The sequence below is a fragment of the Pseudomonas sp. MF4836 genome, from assembly GCF_002018875.1.
Classification (GTDB): Bacteria; Pseudomonadota; Gammaproteobacteria; order Pseudomonadales; family Pseudomonadaceae; genus Aquipseudomonas.
On sequence record NZ_MVOL01000001.1, the window covers coordinates 610,858 to 631,158 of the forward strand.

At 65.4% G+C, this 20,301-nt stretch carries 16 protein-coding genes; 5 read left to right on the forward strand and 11 right to left on the reverse strand.

What is annotated here, in order from left to right:
* Positions 1–75 precede the first annotated feature (75 nt).
* From MF4836_RS02720 to MF4836_RS02735, 4 genes are read left to right on the forward strand one after another with little or no spacing between them, the layout of a single operon-like run.
* Positions 76–1,080, forward strand: coding sequence for a sugar ABC transporter substrate-binding protein (locus MF4836_RS02720; RefSeq protein ID WP_078468992.1), 1,005 nt, complete (start codon positions 76–78; stop codon positions 1,078–1,080).
* Positions 1,077–2,630, forward strand: coding sequence for a sugar ABC transporter ATP-binding protein (locus MF4836_RS02725; protein WP_078468994.1), 1,554 nt, complete (start codon positions 1,077–1,079; stop codon positions 2,628–2,630). Before MF4836_RS02720 ends, MF4836_RS02725 begins: the two co-directional genes overlap by 4 nt.
* Positions 2,617–3,621 carry an ABC transporter permease gene (locus MF4836_RS02730; RefSeq protein ID WP_078468995.1) on the forward strand — a complete coding sequence of 335 codons (1,005 nt, stop codon included), beginning with the start codon at positions 2,617–2,619 and terminating at the stop codon, positions 3,619–3,621. Before MF4836_RS02725 ends, MF4836_RS02730 begins: the two co-directional genes overlap by 14 nt.
* Entirely contained in the window at positions 3,618–4,592 is a 975-nt protein-coding gene (locus MF4836_RS02735) for an ABC transporter permease (protein WP_078468996.1), read from the forward strand. The genes MF4836_RS02730 and MF4836_RS02735 overlap by 4 nt, the downstream gene beginning before the upstream one ends.
* Positions 4,593–4,694: 102 nt before the next feature.
* Here MF4836_RS02735 and yghX read toward each other — a convergent pair whose 3' ends face one another.
* The 5 genes from yghX to MF4836_RS02760 all read right to left on the reverse strand — a co-directional run bounded on the left by yghX (position 4,695) and on the right by MF4836_RS02760 (position 10,496).
* The gene (gene yghX, locus MF4836_RS02740) at positions 4,695–5,582 is read right to left on the reverse strand and encodes a YghX family hydrolase (protein ID WP_078468997.1); all 888 of its coding nucleotides are present in this window, start codon (positions 5,580–5,582) and stop codon (positions 4,695–4,697) included.
* A gap of 312 nt (positions 5,583–5,894) precedes the next feature.
* Entirely contained in the window at positions 5,895–6,341 is a 447-nt protein-coding gene (locus MF4836_RS02745) for a response regulator (protein WP_020298949.1), read from the reverse strand.
* Entirely contained in the window at positions 6,338–8,656 is a 2,319-nt protein-coding gene (locus MF4836_RS02750) for an ATP-binding protein (protein ID WP_078468998.1), read from the reverse strand. Before MF4836_RS02750 ends, MF4836_RS02745 begins: the two co-directional genes overlap by 4 nt.
* Complete coding sequence (locus MF4836_RS02755) at positions 8,653–9,315, reverse strand: response regulator (protein WP_078468999.1); 663 nt, start codon at positions 9,313–9,315, stop codon at positions 8,653–8,655. Before MF4836_RS02755 ends, MF4836_RS02750 begins: the two co-directional genes overlap by 4 nt.
* Positions 9,312–10,496 (reverse strand): sensor histidine kinase, encoded by a 1,185-nt coding sequence (locus MF4836_RS02760; protein ID WP_078469000.1) that lies wholly within the window; start codon positions 10,494–10,496, stop codon positions 9,312–9,314. Before MF4836_RS02760 ends, MF4836_RS02755 begins: the two co-directional genes overlap by 4 nt.
* Positions 10,497–10,668: 172 nt before the next feature.
* Here MF4836_RS02760 and MF4836_RS02765 point away from each other — a divergent pair, with 172 nt between their 5' ends.
* Positions 10,669–11,187, forward strand: coding sequence for an SgcJ/EcaC family oxidoreductase (locus MF4836_RS02765; RefSeq protein ID WP_078469001.1), 519 nt, complete (start codon positions 10,669–10,671; stop codon positions 11,185–11,187).
* Positions 11,188–11,261: 74 nt separating this feature from the next.
* On the opposite strand, the gene MF4836_RS02770 is transcribed toward MF4836_RS02765, so the two are convergent.
* From MF4836_RS02770 to MF4836_RS02795, 6 genes are all read right to left on the reverse strand, one after another.
* On the reverse strand, positions 11,262–15,923 hold the full coding sequence (locus MF4836_RS02770) for a putative Ig domain-containing protein (protein WP_274522623.1): 4,662 nt from the start codon (positions 15,921–15,923) through the stop codon (positions 11,262–11,264).
* 137 nt (positions 15,924–16,060) lie between these two features.
* Positions 16,061–16,642, reverse strand: a complete 582-nt coding sequence (locus MF4836_RS02775) for a GNAT family N-acetyltransferase (RefSeq protein WP_078469003.1) — start codon at positions 16,640–16,642, stop codon at positions 16,061–16,063.
* The gene (locus MF4836_RS02780) at positions 16,642–17,193 is read right to left on the reverse strand and encodes a phage tail protein (RefSeq protein ID WP_078469004.1); all 552 of its coding nucleotides are present in this window, start codon (positions 17,191–17,193) and stop codon (positions 16,642–16,644) included. Before MF4836_RS02780 ends, MF4836_RS02775 begins: the two co-directional genes overlap by 1 nt.
* A 35-nt stretch (positions 17,194–17,228) precedes the next feature.
* Positions 17,229–17,795, reverse strand: coding sequence for a phage tail protein (locus MF4836_RS02785; protein ID WP_078469005.1), 567 nt, complete (start codon positions 17,793–17,795; stop codon positions 17,229–17,231).
* 35 nt (positions 17,796–17,830) lie between these two features.
* Positions 17,831–18,391, reverse strand: a complete 561-nt coding sequence (locus MF4836_RS02790; RefSeq protein WP_078469147.1) for a phage tail protein — start codon at positions 18,389–18,391, stop codon at positions 17,831–17,833.
* 774 nt (positions 18,392–19,165) lie between these two features.
* Positions 19,166–20,299 carry a branched-chain amino acid ABC transporter substrate-binding protein gene (locus tag MF4836_RS02795; RefSeq protein WP_078469007.1) on the reverse strand — a complete coding sequence of 378 codons (1,134 nt, stop codon included), beginning with the start codon at positions 20,297–20,299 and terminating at the stop codon, positions 19,166–19,168.
* Between the last annotated feature and the right edge of the window lie 2 nt (positions 20,300–20,301).

A 20,301-nucleotide genomic window follows, 5' to 3' on the forward strand; every position in this document is an offset into this window, starting at 1 on the left:
ACTGCCAGGGTTTGGGCATGGCCTGTGCAATGGCTTGCCGAGGACCATTCCCACGCAATCATTGGAGCTACCTGGATGCCTGATGCCGTTTCTGTTTTTTCGCGGTCGCGCCTGACTGCCTCATGGCGCCTGCTGGCGTGTGCCCTGGTGGCCGCCAGCCTGGCCACGACCGCCCATGCCGATGACAGCGATGTCCCTTCGCTGGCGGGCAAGCGCATCGCGATCAGCATGACCGGCACCAGTCACTACTTCGACATCAAGGCCTTCCAGGCCCAGGTTGACGAGGTCAAGCGCCTGGGCGGAACGCCGATCACCCTGGACGCCGGGCGCAACGATAAAAACCTGGTCAATCAGTTGCAGACCGTGGTCACGCAAAAGCCCGATGCGGTGATCCAGACCCTCGGCACCCTGAGCGTGATCGACCCCTGGCTCAAGCGCATCAGCAAGGCCGGTATCCCGCTGTTCACCATTGACGCACCCTCGCAATACAGCCTGAACAACACCACGTCCGACAACGTCGCCACGGGCAAGGCCCTGGCCGAGCAGTTGATCAAGGACGCCTCGGGCCAGGGCAATATTCTGGTGTTCAACGGCTTCTACGGGGTGCCGGTGTGCGCCATCCGCTACGACCAGTTGAAGCTGGCACTCAAGGATCAGCCGAACCTGAAAATCATCGAGCCCGAGCTGCGGGACGTGATCCCCAACACCGTGCAGGACGCCTACTCGCAAGTCTCGGCGCTGCTCAACAAGTACCCCAAGGGCAGCGTGACCGCGATCTGGTCGGCCTGGGATATTCCGCAGCTGGGCGCGAGCAAGGCCCTGGTGGATGCCGGCCGCACCGAGATCAAGACCTACGGTGTGGACGGCACGCCGGAGGTGCTCGACCTGCTCAAGCGCGAGCATTCGCCGATCGGCGCGGTGGTCGCGCAACAGCCGGCGCTGATCGGCAAGACGGCGGTGCAAAACGTGGCCCGCTACCTGGCCGGGCAGCGCGACCTGCCGAAGGAAACCCAGGTCGCGACCTTGCTCACCACTGCCGCCAACCTGCCTGAGGTGCTGCAACTGAGGGGCGATCAGTGACCCCAGCCCTGCACCTGAAGGACCTGTACAAGCGCTTCGGGGCCACTCAGGCCCTGGACGGCGCGAGCCTGCGCGTGGAGCGCGGCACGGTGCATGGGCTGGTAGGGGAAAACGGAGCCGGCAAGTCGACCCTGATCAAGGTCCTGGCCGGCATCCACCGCGCGGACGCCGGCAGCCTGAGCATCGACGGCCACCGGTTGCAGGCACCGACGCCGCGCCAGGTCGAGGCCCTGGGCGTGCACTTTATTCATCAGGAGCGGCTGCTGCCCGCCAGCTTCAGCGTCGGCGAAGCGCTGTTTTTCGGGCATGAAATCCGCCGTGGACCCTTTGTCGATCGCCGCGCCCAGGAGCGCGAGGCGGCGCGTTTGCTGCGCGATTATTTTGATCTGCAGTTCCCGGTCGGGGCCCTGGTCCGCGACCTCGACAGCGCCCAGCGCCAGGTGCTGCAAATCACCCGGGCCTTGCTCGCCAAGCCGAAAATACTGGTGTTCGACGAGCCCAGCGTGTCCCTGGTCAAGCGTGAGGTGGACCAGTTGCTGGGCATCATTCGTCGCCTGCGCAGCCAGGGCCTGTCGATCCTCTACATCTCCCATTACTTGCAGGAAATCGAGGCGCTGTGCGATCAGGTCACGGTGCTGCGCAACGGCCGCGATGTGGCCGTGGTGGACCCTGCCAGCACCAGCACCGCACAAATCGCGCGGCTGATGGTCAACCGCGACGTCGCAGACATGTACCCGCGCACCCGGGCCGTGCCGGGCGCGCCGGTGTTGCAGCTCAACCAGCTCGGGGCAGGGCACGCCTATGACGCCATCGACCTCAGCGTGCACCGGGGCGAAGTGCTGGGCTTGACCGGCCTGGTGGGCCCCGGGGCCAAGGAGCTGTTGAAAAGCCTGTTCGGCCTGGGCGTCCCCGAGCGCGGCGAAATGCACCTGCACGGCCAGCCCCTGCGCTTGAAGTCGCCGGCAGATGCGGTGCGCCACGGTATCGCCCTGGTGCCCGAAGAACGCCGCAGCCATGGGGTGGCGCCGCTGTTGTCGGTGCTGGAAAACATCACCCTGGCCAGCCTCGGCACCTTCAGCCGCTGGGGTCTGCTGGACCGAGGGGCGCAGGCCCGGGAAAGCCGGCGCCTGATCGATGAGTTGGCAATCAAGACCACCGGCCCCGATGCGCCGGTGCAGCAACTCAGCGGTGGCAATCAGCAGAAGGTCGCGCTGGCCAAGTGGCTTAGCCGGCACTCGTCGTTGTACCTGCTGGACGAGCCGAGCGTGGGCATCGATATCGGGGCCAAGGTGGAAATCTACCGCCTGATCGCGCGCCTGGCCGACAGCGGTGCGGCGGTGCTGGTGCTGTCATCGGACTTGCCGGAGTTGATTGGCATCAGTCACCGGATCCTGGTGATGCACCGTGGCCGCATCGCCGGCGAATTCGATGCGCGCGCCACCGACAGCGAGCAATTGCTCAGATGTGCCACCGGTTCCGGCGAGCGGCCGACCTCGGCCCCGGCGCACCTGCCTCTGGCGAAAAAGGAAACTGCCGATGTCCAGTCTTGAAGCCTTAGCCCGACCTGCTGCGGAACCTGCGAACCACCTGTTGCCACGGCTGGCGCAGCGCGGTTCGTTGCTGGTGTTCGCCCTGATCCTGCTGGTGTTTGCCTTGACCGCGCCGAACTTTATCAGCGCCGGCAACATCGCCAATGTCTTTGCCCAGTCGGCGATCCTCGGAATTCTCGCCTTTGGCCTGACCTGCGTAGTGATCGGCGGCGGCAACCATGTGGTCTCCGGTGGCCTCGACCTGTCGCTGGCAGCCAATCTGGGGCTGTGTGCGGCGGTCTACAGCAGCCTGAACAATCAAGGCTGCGAGGCCTGGCAGGCGCTGTCCCTGACCCTGGCCTGCGGGGTAGTGGTGGGGGCCTTCAATGGCCTGGCGGTATTGCTGTTCGGCCTGCCGCCGCTGCTCGCGACCCTGGCCAGCATGAACCTGGTGGCCGGCCTGGAGCTGGTGCTGACCCAGAACAGCGTGCTGCCCACCGAGTCCGCGTTGCTGGAGTGGCTGGCCTTTGGTGACTGGCTGGGGGTGCCAGCCCTGGCCTGGGTGCTGTTGGCGGTGGCGGCGCTGCTGACCCTGTTGATTCAGCACAGCACCTACGGCCTGCGCCTGTACGCGGTCGGCGAATACCCCGAGGCGGCGCGGGCGGCGGGCCTGGGGCTCAAGCGCTATGTGTTTTCCAGCTACCTGATCGCCGGCGCCTGCGCGGCGGTCGCGGCCCTGTGCTCGGCGGCGTTTTTCAGCGGCAGCACCACCGGCTCGGGAGAGATGCTGCTGTCAGTGGTGGCCATCACCTTTTTGGGCGTGGTGTTCTCCCGGCGCCTGACGGCGAATATTCCCGGGACCCTGCTCGCAACTTTGCTCCTGGGCTTTTTGATCAATGGCTTTCAGCTGCTGAACATCTCCAGCTTCTGGGTCAATGGTGTGCAGGGGGTGCTGATTTTGCTGGTGGTGGCGTTTTCCGCCGCCGTGGCCAAGCAGGAGGGCCACCCATGAGCGGCCTGACCCTGAACCCGCGCGCGCGCGCCGTGGCCCTGCTCGAGCGCCTGCTGCCGGCGATCCTGCCGTTGCTGGTGTTGGGCATTGTGCTGTTTTTCTCGTTGAGCGCCCCGGGCTTTCTCAGCGTGGGCAATCTGTCGAGCCTGGTGCTCAACAACTTTGTGCTGCTGGCGGTGGTCGCCATCGGCATGACCTGGGCCGTGGCCGCCGGCGGCATCGACCTGTCGGTGGGCACCGCCCTGGACTTCGCCAGCCTGGGTTTTGTCGTCAGCCTGAATGCCGGGCTTGGCCTGGGACTGGCGATTCTGGTGGCCCTGGCGGCAGGAGCCGGCGCCGGGCTGTTCAATGCGCTGCTGATTGCCGGGCTGCGGATCACGCCGTTCCTGGCGACCCTGGGCACGCTGTTTATCGGCACCAGCGTCCAGCAGTTGCTGTCGGACGGCGGCCAGCCGATCTACATCGCCAAGGACGTGTTGCCCGGCATCAGCAGCCTGTTGCTGCTGGGCATCCCGTTGCCGCTGTACCTGGTGGCGGTGCTGGCCGGTGGTTATGGGCTGGTGCTGGCACGGGGCAGGCTGGGTCGCGAGATCCAGGCGGTGGGCGCGCAGCCGCAGCTGGCGTATTACTCGGGCCTGTCGCCACGGCGGATCCTGGCCCGGGTGTTTGTCGGCAGCGCGCTGGCCTGCGCAGTGGCGGGGATTCTGCTCAGTTCCACGGTCAATGCTTACGTGCCGATGTCGGGCAATGCCTTTTTGATCAACGCCATCGGTGCGGTATTCATGGGCACCACCCTCAGTCGCCAGGGCCGGCCAAATGTACTGGGCACCTTGTTGGGCGTGCTGTTTATCAATGTGATTGCCAATGGCTTGCTGCTGATCGGCTGGAACTTCTACTGGCAGCAGGTCGCCACCGGCAGCCTGATATTCCTGGTATTGGCCGCCAGCTTCTACCGCCGCCGCAGCCCGTGATGACCCGCGCAGGCTGCGACAACCTCGCGTATCTACCTGACCCAACACGGCGTCGATGACGGCCAGTGCAACCTCGTGCCTCGGCAGCGACTACAGGCGGGATCAGGTGAGATAGCGCTTGAACCAGGCCAGGGTGCGTTCCCATGCCAGGTTGGCGGCGGCTTCGTCGTAGCGCGGCGTGGAGTCGTTGTGAAAACCATGGTTGACCCCCGGGTAGACGAAGGCCTCGTAGGTCTTGCCGCCGGCTTTCAGGGCTTTTTCGTAGGCGGGCCAGCCTTCGTTGATCCCGCTGTCGAGTTCGGCGTAGTGGAGCAATAGCGGTGCCTTGATCCGTGCCACGTCTTCGGTCTTGGGCTGGCGTCCGTAAAACGGCACGGCGGCCGCCAGCTCGGGGTAGGCCACCGCTGCGGCATTGGCCACGCCACCGCCATAGCAGAAGCCGGTGATCCCGACCTTGCCGGTGCCGGCCGGGTCCTTCATCAGCCACTCGACGGCGGCGAAAAAATCATTCATCAGCTTTTGCGGGTCGATCTTGGCTTGCAGCTCGCGGCCCTGATCGTCATTGCCCGGGTAACCGCCGACCGAACTCAGGCCGTCCGGGGCCAGGGCGATGTAACCGGCCTTGGCCAGCCGTCGTGCCACATCCTCGATGTAAGGGTTGAGGCCACGGTTTTCGTGTACCACCACCACCGTCGGCACCTTGCCGCTGGCCTTGGCCGGGTGCACCCGGTAGGCCCGCACCTGGCCATGGCCCTTAGGCGAGGGGTAGGTGATGTAGTGGGCAACGATGTCCGGGTCGGTAAAGGCCACTTGCTCGGCCAGCGCATAATTGGGGCTCAAGGCGGCCAGGGTCGCGCTGGCAGTCATGCCCATCAGGGTAAAGGCCGCGGCCCGGTCGAGAAACTGGCGGCGATTGATCCGGCCGTGGGCGTAGTAGTCGTAGAGTTCCAGCAGTTCGGGGCTGAAGTCTTGCGCAGTCAGGCGTTCCATTGGGGCTTCCTCATGAATCGCCCGCCGGCCCCTGGCAGCATTCACGCATCAGGGACGACGGGCACAGCGTCGGGTTGACTGAGTAAAGCAGCCTTTGCGCAGACGGCAACGCGACCGCACCCGCCGCGGCTGGCGCGGTGCTGCCGGCATCACCCATGGCGTTTGGTCCAAGGCCCTACCAGTTGTAACTGATGGCCCCCACCAGGTTGCGCTCGTCGCCGTAACGGCAGGCGTTGGCGCAATACAGGTAGCGCTCGTTGCTGAGGTTTTGCGGGCCCCGTGGTGCAAGGTCGCAGGTTGGTTCCCGGGGGCTTAGCGGCGGCGCAGCAAGTCGATGCGGTCCGCCGGCACCAGGGTGCGCAGGGTGTTGTAGAGGGCGCGGGTTTCCAGCAGGTTCCAGACCCGAAGCATGGTTTCCAGGGCATCCAGGGGCTTGCTGATGAAATCATTGGCACCTAGCGCCAGGGCGCGCAGGCGGGTGTCGCGGGTAGCGTCGGCGGTCAGCACCAGGATTGGCAGGTACTCGCCCTGGGGGATGCGCCGGCTGAGCTGTTCGAGCACGGCAAAGCCGTCGAACTCCGGCATGTGCAGGTCGAGGATCACCAGGTCCGGCTCGAAGCTGTTGAACAGGTCCAGGGTGCGCAGCGGCTCGGTGCTGCTGAGCACATTGCTCAGGCCTTCGCGGGCCAGCAGTTGCTCCATCAGCTCCAGGTTGGGCCGCTGGTCGTCGATGATCAGGATGCGCAGGTCAGTGGTCACAGGGGCTCCGGCAGGTGTCGGTCGAGGTGGGACAGGAACGCCGGAATATGCAGTGGCTTGGTCAGCACTGCCGTGGCCCCGGCATCGAGCAGCGCCTGCTGGGTGCGCTCGCTGGCATCGGCGGTAATCATCAGCACCGGCGTGGCGCAGGTGATGGGCGAGCGACGCAAGCGTTGCAGCAGGGTCAGGCCGTCCATGTCCGGCAGGGCCACGTCCAGCAGGATCAACTGCGGCGCGTGCTGGTCGGCCAGGTCCAGGCCCATCTGGCCCTGCATGCTCGACAGCAGTTTGAGGCCGGGACGGCGTTGCAGCAGGGTTTCGATCAGGGCCAGGCTCGACAGGTTGTCCTCGATGCACAGCACCTTGGCGCGGTAGCCGACCACGCTGGCCGGGACTGGAGTCGGCGCGATCGCCCGGGGTGGCGGCGGGTGGTGGGGCAGGCGAGCGAAGGGCAGCTCCAGGGTGAAGCTCGAGCCCACGCCGGGTTGGCTGAGCACGCTGAGGTTGCCGTCCATCATCTCCAGCAGGCTTTTGCTCAGGGCCAGGCCCAGGCCGGTGCCTTCGACGTTGGGGTCGGTTTCCAGGCGCTCGAAGGGCTTGAACAACTGCGGCATGCGTTCGGCGGCGATGCCCTTGCCACTGTCGACCACGGCCACGGCGATGCGCGGTGGCTCGACCCTGACCTCAATCTGCACCCGGCCGCCGGCGCGGTTGTATTTGATGGCATTGGACAGCAGGTTCAGCAGCACCTGCACCAGCCGTTGGCGGTCGGCGACGATGCCGCTGTCGTCGGCCAGCGCCGGCAACTCCAGGACCTGGATCCCGGCCGCTGCGGCCATCGGCGAAACCAGCGCCAGGGCCTCTTGCAGCACCTGGGCCAGGGGCACGGCTTCGATATTCAGGGGCAGGCGCCCGGCCTCGATCTTGGCGATGTCCAGCACTTCGTTGATCAGGGTCAGCAGGTGTTGGCCGGCCCGCAGTATGTGCCCGACCTGGGCTTTCTGCGCGTGGGAGGCGTCCATGTCGAGCAGTTGGGCGAAGCCCAGGATCGAGTTCAGCGGGGTGCGCAGTTCATGGCTCATGCGCGACAGGAATTCGCTTTTGGCGCGGCTCGCGCGCTCGGCTTCTTCACGGGCGGTGCGCAGGGCAATTTCCGCCAGCCGCCGGTCGCTGATGTCGCGGGTGATCTTGGAAAACCCGCGCAAGGCGCCGCTGGCGTCGTACTGCGCGGTAATCACCACACTGGCCCAGAACCGGCTGCCGTCCTTGCGGCAGCGCCAGGCCTCTTCCATGAAATCACCGTCGCGGGTGGCTTCGCGCAGTGCCAGTTCGGGATGCTGCGGGCACTCCTCGGGCAGGTAGAACAGGGAGAAATGCCGGCCGATGATTTCCTGTTCGGTGTAGCCCTTGATCCGTTCGGCCCCGGCGTTCCAACTGGTGACGTAGCCGTCGGTATCGAGGGCGAAAATACCGTAGTCCTTGACCCCGTCGATGATCAGCCGCAGGCGCTCCTCGTTGTCGCGCAGGGCGCGTTCACGCTCGGCCAGCAGGTGCCCGGCTTCCACCAGGCGGGTGCCCAACTGGCCTATTTCATCCTGCTCCGGCGGTTGCGGCCACAAGGGTTGGCCCAGGGCCAGGCGCTGGGCATTGCGTTGCACCTGCTGCACCCGGGCGACAATGCCCTTGGACAGAAACAGCACCGCGACAATCGCCCCGAACAGCCCGCACACCGCCGCCAGCCAGGTCGACAGCAGCAGGCGTTCGCGGGTGGCGGCGGCCGCGATGGTGCGCTCGGCCAGCAGCCGGTCTTCCAGGGTGCGCATGGTGGCGATGCGTTCGCGCAGCTCGTCGAGGATGTGCTTGTTGCTGATCAGGATGCTGGTGATCAGCTCCGGGGTGGCCCGGCGGTCTTCAAGCATCTCCGCCAGGCCATCGACTTTGCTGTCGATCAGCGGCGCGATGGCGTCCAGCTGTTCACGCACCCGGGGGTCGCGCACGTTGCTGTCCAGGCGTTGCAGCGCGGCGTCGATCAGCGGCCTGGCCTGGCGATAGGCCGGCAGGAAGTCTTCGCGTCGGGTCAGCAGGTAGCCACGCACGCTGGCCGCCGCTTCGGCGAGCAGGGTGTGCACGGCCTGGATATCGCCCTGCACCAGCAGCACCCGGCGCACGTCCTCTTCAGCGCGGGCGGTCTGGCGCTCGGTGGTGTAGATCAGCACCAGGGACAGCAGCAGAATCACCAGCGGCAGGGAAATCACCACCAGCGCCTTGCCCCGCAGCGGCAGGTCAGCCCAGTAGCGGGCGCGCCACAGCCTCACGGTTGCGCCACCAGGCCCAGGGCAATGCCGCGCACGGCGGCCTGGGTCCGGTCGGCGGCGCCGAGTTTGCCGATCACCCTTTCAACATGGGCCTTGGCGGTGCCGGTGGTGATGCCGAGCTGCTCGCCGATCTGGCGATTGCTCCTGCCATCGGCCACCAGCCCCAGGACTTGCCGTTCGCGCGGGGTCAGTTGCTCGCTGGCAGCACCGTTGCCGCCGCGCTCGGTCAGGCGCCGCAGCAGGCGCGCACTGACGGCGCTGTTCAGCGCGGCTTCGCCAGCGGCAACCCGTTGCAGGGCGTCGATCACTTCGTCGCGGCTGGCGTCCTTGAGCAGGTAGCCCACGGCCCCGGCGTTCATGGCCGCCTCCAGGTGGTCCGGGCTGTCGTCCATGGTGAAGATCACCACTTTCAACTCCGGCAAGCGTTGTTGCAGGAGCCGCGCCGCGCCCAGGCCGTTGAGCAGCGGCATGCGGATATCGAGGATCACGATGTCCGGCAGCAGGCGCTCGCACAGCGCCACGGCCTCCTGGCCATCGCGGGCCTGGCCGACCACCTCGAACTGGGGATGACCGGCCAGCAGAGCGACAAAGCCGGTGCGGGTCACTTCGTGGTCGTCGGCCAGGACTAGGCGCAGCACGGGGTTGCTGGCAGTGCTCATCCCAGGGCTCCTTGCGCGGTACAGGGCACGCAGGCCAGCAGTCGGGTGCCGGCAGTGGGGCGGCTGGTGCAGGTCAGGCGCCCGCCCAGCAGGCTGGCCCGCTCCTGCATTGCCGCCAGCCCCAGGTGCTGGGTGTCGGCATGGTCCAGGGTCTGCCCGCGGGCAAAGCCCAGGCCGTTGTCCTCGACCCGCAGCCAGGCCTGGCCGGCGTGCAGCTCCAGGGCCAGTTGCACCTGGCTGGCCTGGGCGTGCTTGAGGATGTTGTTGATGGCTTCCTGGGCGATGCGAAACAGGCCGATCTCGGTCTGGCTCGGCAGGCGCGCCGCGCAACGCTCGTGCCACAGCACCTGGATCCCGGCGTCGCGCAGGCGATCGGCCTCTTTGTCGACCGCCTTGAGCAGGCCGAAATCATCCAGCACCGTCGGCCGCAGCCCGCCGATCAATTGCCGGCCTTCGCCCACGCAATGCTGGGCCAGGGCCAGGATGTCCTGCAGGTCGCCGTCCAGTGCCCCGGGCAGGGGCGGGCAGCGACCGGCAAAACCTTGCAGGCGCTGGTGCAGGCCGGCGAGGGTTTGTGCCAGGCCGTCATGCAGGTCGTAGGCCACGCGTTTGCGTTCGTCTTCCTGGGCGCGGAACAGGCGGTCCACCAGCTCGGACAAGGTGCGATCGCGTGCCACCAGGGTATCGAGCAACTGTTGGTTCTCCAGGTGTGCGGCGAGCAGGGTGGCCAGCAGTTGCAGGGATTCGAGGTCTTCGTTGTCCGGCGCGCTGATGCTGACGCTGTTGGCCAGGACCAGGGCGCCAAAGCTGGTGCCATCGCCGCCACGCAAAGGCACCCGCAGCTCGCTGGGCAACGGCGCCCCGGGGTTTTCCTGCCAGTGCGGCGCACGCAAAGCGCGGTCGGCGCTGCGGGCCAGGCTCTGCAGGCGTTCGCTGTTGCCCAGGCTGGCGCGGCTGTGGACCTCACCGGCGGCGTCCCATTCCAGCAGCACGGCGTGGTCCATCGCCAGGAACCCACAGGCGCGAGTCAGCACCCGCTGGCGCTTGGCGTGGGGGCTGAGCTGAGTCAGTTCCTGGCCGGTGTCCACCAGCAGGCGCAGGCGTGCGGCGCGGCTTTGCGCCTGGCGATACTGGGTGCGAATCGCCAGGGCGCTGGCGGGATCATGGGGCGGGGTGGGCAAGGGGCGGCTCCGGCGCTCAGGCACGCTCGTTCGGGCAGGGGCGCTATTAAACCGTGTTAAAGGGGGCGGCGACCATCTGCCAAATGGCATAGGCAAATGCCTCCGGTTGGCCGATGGCGGCGCGTGCGCCGGACCACAGACTGTGGCCATTGCCCCCCACTGGAGAATCGCCATGAAATTGAAAACCTCGGCCCTGATCATGTTGCTGGCCCTGGGCGCGCCCCTGGCCCATGCCCTGGAGAGCGTGCCCTACGTCTACAGCAGCGTGGCGCAACAGCCGAGCAGCCAGCAGGATCGTGAAATCGCCGGCCTGTTCGACCGCTGGAACGGCGCCTTGCAGACCGGCGACGCCCAGGCGGTGGTCGACCTCTATGCCTCGGATGCGGTGTTGCAGCCCACAGTGTCGAACCAGGTGCGCACCACCCCGGCGCAGATCAAGGACTACTTCGTGCACTTCCTGGCACTCAAGCCCGTGGGCCAGATCAACTACCGGGAAATCCGCCAGCTGGGCAGCAATGTGGCCATGGACAGCGGCGTCTACACCTTCACCCTGACCGGCACCGACGGCCGCAGCCGCCAGGTCCAGGCGCGCTACACCTTTGTCTACGAGCAGGAAGGCGGGCAGTGGAAAATCCTCAACCACCATTCCTCGGCCATGCCGGAACCGCAGGTGCTGCACGCCGGCAAGTAAAGGCAGGACGTTGACGACCCTGCGCCACGGGATGGGCGGATGGCGCCGGGGCCGGCGTCATCCGTTGCTGCGGGCTAGAACTTGCCGTTGACGCCGATGCGGAATGTGTCGCTACGCTCGTCGCTGCCCAGGGCGGTCTTGTAGGAGAAGCCCATCTGCCAGGCCCGACCCAGGTTGAAGTCCAGACCCAGGTCGAGGTTGGCAAAATCGCTGTCCAGCGGGTCGGGCTTGAAGCGGTAGAGAATGCTGTCGTCACCCTGGTCGGTGTAGCGCATCTTGTAATCGCTGCTGCCGCTGAAGTTGTGGCCCCAGGCCAGCCCGACTTTGGGCGTCATCACCCCGAGTCGGGTCGGCACGTCATACCCTGTGCGCAGGCCGATAAACGAGGTGAAGTTCTGTTGCCGCTGCTCGTCATAGGACAGCCCGTAGATGCCGCCGCCGCTCTCACGGAAGGCGTCCATGCGTGTGGTGCTGGCGTTCAAGCGCCCGTAAGGGGTGAGCGACAGCGGGCCCTGGCGGTACTCGTAGCTGGTGGTCAGCGAGGCGAACAACTGGTCGGCATCACGGGAGCCCTTGGCGTAGTCATCGTTGCTGCCGGTGATGTAGCGCCGCGAATCGAAGCTGATGCGGTTGTAGCCCAGCAGGCCGTCGACGAACACCTGGGGTGCCACGTTCAGGCTCAGGTAAGTGGCGATACCGATGGCGTCGGCGTCACTGCGGGTCTTGTTGTCCCCGATGTCACTGCGGTCGTTGCCGTAGCCGATACCGACACCGGCAATCGCGGTCGGCGACAGGCGATAGTCGATGCCGGCACTCAGGCCCAGGGTGGTGAAGCTGTTGTCCCGCGCCCCACGAGTGTGGGTCGAACCGTTGTTGATGAAGCCGTCGCTCCAGTAGGCGATGGCGTCTTGCTTGCAGCCGTCTTCGACTTCGGCTGCGGTCTTTCTCTTCTCTTCGTCGGTGGTGTTGGCCGAGCCGCCCAGTTGTTTCTGCACGGCGCTGGATATTTCCTGCATGGGCACCTCGTGCCCGTCTTTTCTCACGCTGGCATTGAACGAGTTGCGGTTGCAGGACACTTGATGCAACTGCTCCAGGCGGCGGTTGAAGTTGTCCATCTGGGTGCTGGCAAAGCGTTCTGCGGCCCGGGTCTGGGCGTTGAGCAGACCGATCACCTCGGCATCCCTGCTCGGGTCCGGGCGCGCCTCGATGATAAAGCTCACGGAACTGGCGGCACTGGAGCCGCTGCCGTTCTGCAGGCTGAAGGTGACGATCGCGGTGCCGACAAAGGCCGCCGACGGCACGAAGCGCATCGAGAACGGGCCCATCATCATCGCCCGGCCGGCGGAGGCGGGGGTCACGGTGCCCAGCGTCGCCAGGGTAAAGGGGCCGCCGGTGGCGCCCTGGGTCAGGTCGACGGTGGCGGTCTGCCCTGAGGCCAGGATCTGGCTCGACGCCGGCACGGTGATGGGCACGGCGGCGATGGTCAAGGTGTAGGCCTTGGAGGTGTTGGCAGCGTTGGCGTCGGTAGCGGTGATGGTCAGGTTGTAGCTGCCGCTGGCCGTCGGTGTGCCGCTGAGCACGCCGCTGCTGGTGTTCAGGGTCATGCCGGCCGGCAGGCTGCCGGTGACGCTGTACGTATAAGGCGCGGTGCCGCCGGACGTGCTGAAGGTGGCGCTATAGGGACTGCCTGTGGTGCCGGCGCCCAGGGAGGCCGGGGTCAGCACCAGGGTGGGCGCGCTGATGGTCAGGCTGACGGTGGCCGGGCTGGACGTACCACTGCTATTGGTGGCGGTGTAGGTGAAGCTGTCCACACCGGAGTAACCGGCGGTCGGGGTGTAAGTGATGCTGGTGCCGCTGGCGGTGGCGCTGCCATGGCTGGGGGCGCTGGCCACGGCGACGCTGGTGGCGGTGCCGCCGCCGAGGTTGAGGGCGATCGGGTTGGCGCTGCTGTTGGCGGCGACGGTGGCGCTGACGGCACCGGTCATGGGCAGTGCATCGGCAATCACCAGGGTGTAGGTCTGCGATCCGATGGCGCCGAAGGCATCGGTGGAGCGCAGGGTCAGGGTGTAGCTGCCGGCGGCGCTCGGGACGCCGCTGAAGATCCCGGTGGAGCTCAGCGCCATGCCGGGCGGGAGGGCGCCGCTGAAAAGGCTGTAGCTGTAGGGCGCAGTACCGCCAGAGGTGCTGAAGATGAGGCTATAGGCACCTCCTGCCGTGGCGCCAGGGGCTGTTGCTGGGCTGACGATCAGGGTCGGAGCACTGACAGTGAGAGTCACGGTAGCCGGGCTTGAGGTGCCACCGCTGTTGGTGGCGGTGTAGGTGAAGCTGTCGGAACCGGAGTAGCCGGCGGTCGGGGTGTAAGTGATGCTGGTGCCGCTGGCAGTGGCGGTGCCACCGCTGAGGTTCAGGGTGATCGGGTTGTTGCTGCTGTTGGCGGCGAGTATGACGCTGGTGGCGCCTGCCACGGGCGGCGCCAGGCCGTTGATCAGCAAGCTGTAGGCGCGGGAACCGGTGGCGCTGTTGGCGTCGGTGGCGGTGAGGGTCAGGTTGAAGCTGCCACTGGCGCTCGGTGTGCCACTGATCACGCCGGTGCCGGTGTTCAGGCTGAGACCGGCCGGCAGGCTGCCGGCGATGATGGCATAGGTGTAGGGCGCGGTACCGCCGGAGGCGCTGACGGTCTGGCTATAGGCCGTGCCCTGAGTGCCGTTGGGCAGAGTGGTCGGCGTTATCGCCACGGCGGGCGGGCTGACGGTGATAGTCACCGTGGCTGGGCTGGAGGTGCCGCCGGCGTTGGTGGCGGTATAGGTGAAGCTGTCCGCACCGGAGTAACCGGCGGTTGGGGTGTAAGTGATGCTGGTGCCGCTGGCAGTGGCGGTGCCATGGCTGGCCGCGCTGGCCACGGCGACGCTGGTGGCGGTGCCGCCGCTGAGGTTCAGGGTGATCGGGTTGTTGCTGCTGCTGGCGGCGACGATGGCGCTGACGGCGCCTGTCACGGGCGGCGCCAGAGCGTTGATCAGCAAGCTGTAGGCGCGGGAACCGGTGGCGCTGTTGGCGTCCGTGGCGGTAACGGTCAGGTTGAAGGTGCCACTGGCGCTCGGTGTGCCACTGAGCACGCCGGTGCCGGTGTTCAGGCTGAGACCGGCCGGCAGGCTGCCGGCGCTGATGGCATAGGTGTAGGGCGCAGTACCGCCGGAGGCGCTGACGGTCTGGCTATAGGCCGTGCCCTGAGTGCCGTTGGGCAGAGTGGTTGGCGTTATCGTCACGGTGGGCGGGCTGACGGTGATGGTCACCGTGGCTGGGCTGGAAGTGCCGCCGGCGTTGGTGGCGGTGTAGGTGAAGCTGTCGGAACCGGAGTAGCCGGCGGTCGGGGTGTAAGTGATGCTGGTGCCGCTGGCAGTGGCGGTGCCATGGCTGGCCGCGCTGGCCACGGCGACGCTGGTGGCGGTGCCGCCGCTGAGGTTCAGGGTGATCGGGTTGTTGCTGCTATTGGCGGCGACGATGGCGCTGACGGCGCCTGCCACGGGCGGCGCCAGAGCGTTGATCAGCAAGCTGTAGGCGCGGGAACCGGTGGCGCTGTTGGCGTCCGTGGCGGTAACGGTCAGGTTGAAGGTGCCACTGGCGCTCGGTGTGCCACTGAGTACGCCGGTGCCGGTGTTCAGGCTGAGACCGGCCGGCAGGCTGCCGGCGCTGATGGCATAGGTGTAGGGCGCAGTACCGCCGGAGGCGCTGACGGTCTGGCTATAGGCCGAGCCCTGAGTGCCGTTGGGCAGAGTGGTCGGCGTTATCGTCAGGGTGGGCGGGCTCACGGTGATGGTCACCGTGGCCGCTGTAGAGGTGCCGCTGGCGTTGGTGGCGGTGTAGGTAAAGCTGTCGGAACCAGAGAATCCGGCGGTCGGGGTGTAAGTGATGCTGGTGCCGCTGGCGGTGGCGGTGCCATGGCTGGCCGCGCTGGCCACGGCGACGCTGGTGGCGGTGCCGCCGCTGAGGCTCAGGGTGATCGGGTTGGCGCTGCTGTTGGCGGCGACCGTGGCACTGACCGGGCCGACGGTGGGGGCCGGTACGTAGGTATAGCCATTGGTCAGGGTCGCGCTGCCGCTTGCGGTGGTGACCGTCACACTCACTGCGCCTGCGGCGTGGGCCGGGGTGGTGGCGGTGATGGTGGTGGCGTTGTTGACGGTGAAACCAGTGGCCGCTGCTCCGCCAAAGGTCACCGCCGTGGCGCCGGTAAAGTTGGTGCCGGTAAGGGTGACGGAGGTGGCGCCGGCGGTGCTGCCGCTGCTTGGGGCGACCGAGGTCAGGGTCGGGGTCGCGGAACTGGTGACCACCAGGGTATAGGTGGCGACCCCGGCCTGGTTCAGGCCGTCATTGAGGGAAATAGCGAAGGTGTAGGTGCCGGCTGCGGTCGGTGAGCCGGACAGAGTCGTGGTGGCGCTGTGGGGCGAAGGGCTGAGGGTCAACCCCGGCGGCAGGCAGGTCTGCGTACCGTCATAGCTTGGGTCGTCGATGTCGCATTCGTACCAACCGTCCAGAGGCAGCGCGCCCCCTGTGGCGGTGATGGTGACACTCATGAACTGGTTCACCGCCACCGGGGTCAGGGTGGTGCCCGAGGCTGGAGAGGTGATGACCGGGCGTGCTGCCATCGCCTGGCCGGCCAGGGTCATCGCACAAAACAGCAGGAACAGCGAGACCAGTCTTTTTGCCAGCCAGCTACCGGAGGGGGTGAACGGTGTGCTCATGGGGGGCTTCCTGCCATACGGCAACAATTGTGGGCGTGCCTTGCTCCGTTGCAGGGCTGCGCACCATGGAACCAAAGGGGCGACGCCAGTAGCGCCTGCGTTTGAATGTCATGTCGCGGGTGATGGGCGAAGCAGCGTCAGGGGTCCGCTGGCAGGTCATCCGGGCGCTCGCAGCCCATGGCGTCCTTGAGCAGCGGGTAGTGCGTGCTGGCAGGTCGCTGCATCGGGGTATACAGACCTGCTTCGCCGCAGGCCTGGAAGCCCAGGCGCTCATACAGGCCACGAGCGCGGCTGCCCTGCTCGACGCTCAGGTTGCAGGCCAGGCCCTGGCTGTCGGCCAGTTGCATGACCGCGTGCAGCAAGCGGCTGCCGATTCCCCGGTCTTGCCACTGCGCCAGCAGGGCGATGTCGACGATGCGCAAGGCGCTAGCGCCCTGATCCACGCACAGGCGACCTATTGCGGTCCCTGCGTAGTCGACGATAAGAAAGTCGGCCTCGGGGTAATGCGTGTGGTAATGGCTGCGCTGCAACTGTTCCTGGGACAGCAGGAACGCCCGGCGCTGTGCATCGCTCCAGCCCGGTATGGCACTGACTTCGGCCCAGCGTCGCGACAAGTACACGTCGCCGAGCAGGGCCAGGTCATTCCCGGTCTGCACTCGCAGGCCGGGGGCGCCACCCGCAGGCAGCATGGATAAAAGACCGCTTGAGGCGTGCGTCATCAGGGCTTTATCGGGTACTCGCCATCGAGGCAGATGCAGTAGGCCAAGGTCTGGAACGGTTGCAAGGTGTTGCGTGGCGTGCCGCCCGCTGCGGCGGATGTGCCCACCGGGGGCAGGGTGTAGGGGTCCAGCGACGGGCTGCTGGCAGTCGGTGCAATGGCGTTGTACAGGCGCACGTTACGCGGCTGCGCCAGGTAGGCCGAACCGCTGGGCTCATCCTGCGCCGTGGCGTTGTCCGAGCCGTCTCTGGCCTGCACGGCGTGGGAGTGTCCGGCGAAGTTGGCCGGCAGTATCGTCACCTGGTCGGCGCCGGTCGCATTGCCCACTGTCCTGTTCGTCAGGCCGACGCCGTTCCCGGCGCCCATGGCCACACGGCCATTGAGGTTGGGCAGGTTGAAGTCCCTCGCCGGGTTGCCGCCATAGAGGTTGCCGATGATGGAAAAGAGTGCGGGGTACTGTTGCGTCAGGAGCAACGAGCCGTCGCAGTAGGCCCAGTTCTGCGGTGCGAAGTTGTAGGGGAACAGCCTGATCTCGCCGGTGAATGCATCCATGATCGCTCAGTCCATAGTGAAGGGATTGGGAAAGACTAAGGCCGTGTCGGGAAGATGCCCGACAGGCAAATGATGTAGTTGATGGCCAGCGATCCCATCATGTTGCTATGGGGCTTTACGGTTCCTTGGGCAGGTACCAGGGCCTGGGAGAGAAACATCGGGCTCAGATTGACCGAGTTGGTGGCCTGAGTGCTGTACAGCCCCTTGATCACGCCGACGCCGAGGAACTCACCAAAGGTCTGGCTCTTGGGCGCGCCGGGCGGGTTGGGGCTGGCCGAGGTCGCTGGGTGCTGGCTGACCATGAATGCATGGTTATGCGCAGGGGTGTTGGCGGTCGTCATGGTCACGGTTTCGCTGCCCATGGTCAGCCCCAGCGTCCTGGCCGTGAGTCCGGTGCCGCGCCCTTGCCCCACAGGGACCCGCCCGCGATAGTCCGGCAGGCCGAAGGTGGTGACACCGTTGCCACCGTAGGTAGTGCCCAGCACGACGAACAAGGCCTCGAAATTTTGCACTGGCAGCACGCTTCCATCACAGATGGCCCAATCTCGCGGCGCAAAATTACCGGCGAACATGCGGATCTCGCCCAGGAATGCTTCAGACATATCAGTTTCCTTGCTTGAGGGTCTGTAGGGGATGGCTACGGGCGCGGCGGATAGATACCGGACGTGGCAATGCAGAAAAAGCCGACGATGGAAGGCTGCATGTTTTCCAGGGGCAAGCCCTGAGTGAACCCCACCGTGGCGCTGTTCAGGGCCACGAGGGCGGAGGGCGGGGTCGTGGTGTTGGCGGTCACGTAGGTGGGCTTGAACACGGCGCCAGCGGAGTTCGAACTGACCGCCGGAATGCCGCCTGCCGGGCCCATGGTGCCCGGAGCGTCCGAGGCATAGGCGGTATGGCTATGAACTGGCAGCGCGCTGCTGCTCAGTGCCACGGTCTCGGTGCCGCCGATGCTGGCCAGGGCGTGTACGCCGATGATCGGATCGACGGTCGAGGCCACCAGATTCACCCCCATGGCTACTCGTCCGCGCAGGTCGGGCAGGCCGAAGGTGGTGCGGCCATCGCCGCCATAGCGGTTGCCCAGCAGGGAGGCCAGGGCGACATAGGTTTGGAAGTTTAGAATCTGGCCCTCGCAAGCCAGCCAGCCATTCGGTGCCCAGCCCCACGGGAACAGGCGAATCTCACCAAGAAAGGGATCCATGCTCTTTTCCTCCATGAAAAAAGACGACACTTTAAATTCGTCTTCCTGATTATTTTTAGTGTTGTGTTTTGCACAATAAACAAAAGTTAATTTACTAGGCAAATTTTATTTTTGAATTTTTTAGAGTTAATGCTGTCGTGTCCATGTGACAGCCATTGGCAACGTATTTGGTAAGGTTTCTCAGTGGCGCTTACAAGTAGGCTGGGCACAGGATAGTTGTGCCTTTGGGCTATTTGAAGGGGGGTGTCGGCGTTTGTTATCAGTTTGAAGTCCGACACTTACAGTAGGAGATTGCTGCGCCGTGTATCTCAAGTTGAAACAGACACTGCGTACAAGTTGCTGACGACTTATTGGCGCCAATAAAAAGCTTGGAGAAACTCTGCGGTCTCCAGCAAGGCAGCGTGGGCTGGCCCTTTACGTGATCGAAGAGACGGGTAGGCCGCGCTCGCCGAACGCGGGTCGGGAGCTGTTTTAAGTGGGTTTAAATGGAAGAATTATTCCAGGGGTAACAGACCAAGGTGTAGGTTGCATAATCGTCGTGCAATACTAAGTTCTTATTATTTAAGCTTTTTTAAATGTTCAGGTAGTTGTTTTGGTGTGATGTGTCATGCGGCTATGGTGATTATATCCGAGTGCCGCTCTAGGTTATTTCTGCACTAATGTTGCGTGTTCTAACTGGGTAAAAATGCTGCTGGTCTTGCCTGTTACATACCCTGCGGCGTGTTTGAAGAAGGTGCTGTACTGTTGCAGTACAGCACCCCGCAATGCTCTAGCTTAGAGCCCAGCGCTTTCCTGCGCCGCAGTCTTCGGCTTGCCGTAGTGCCATTCGTAGACCACGAATTTGAAGTCCTTGAGGTCGCCTTTCTCGTCGAAGCTCAGGTCACCGGTCGGGGTCTTGAAGGTGCCCTTGTGGATCGCCTCGGCGACTTTCTCCGGGTCTTCGCTCTTGGCCGCGGCGATGCCCCCGGCAATCACTTCCACGGCCGAGTAGGAAGGCAGCACGAACGGACCGCTGGGGTTTTCCTTCTTGGCTTCGAAGGCCTCCACCAGGGCCTTGTTGGCCGGGTCCTGGTCGAAGGACTTGGGCAGGGTCACCAGCATGCCTTCGGAGGCGTCCTTGGCGATCTGCGAGATCGAGTCGTTGCCCACGCCTTCAGGACCCATGAAGCGCGCGGTCAGGCCCTTCTCCTTGGCCTGACGCAGCAGCAGGCCCATTTCCGGGTGGTAGCCGCCGAAGTACACGAAGTCGACATTGGCTTGCTTGAGCTTGGCCAGGATCGATGAATAGTCGCGCTCGCCGACGTTGATGCCTTCGAACATCGCGACCTTGATCCCTTCCTTGCCGAGGATCTCCTTGACCGAGCTGGCAATGCCTTCGCCGTACTGCTGCTTGTCGTGCAGCACCGCGACATTGGTCGGTTTGAGCTGGGCGATGTAGCGTGCCGCCGCCGGGCCCTGGGCGTTGTCCAGGCCGATGGTGCGGAACACCATCTTGTAGCCCCGGGAGGTCAGCTCAGGGCTGGTGGCGGCCGGGGTGATCATCACAATGCCTTCGTCTTCGTAGATGTCCGAAGCCGGTTGGGTGGAGCTGGAGCACAGGTGGCCGACCACGAACTTGACGCCGTCGTTGACCACTTTGTTGGCCACGGCCACCGCTTGTTTCGGGTCGCAGGCGTCGTCGTACTCGACCGCCACCAGTTGCTTGCCGTTGACGCCGCCCTTGGCGTTGATCTGCTCGATGGCCATGCGTGCGCCGCTGAATTGCATGTCACCGTATTGCGCCACCGGGCCGGTCTTGGCCCCGGCGATGCCGATCCGAATGCTGTCGGCGGCCATCGAATGGCAGGCCAGGCCAGCGAGGATCATGGCGCTGAGCAGTTGGGTGGCTTTCTTATTGATGCGACTCATTG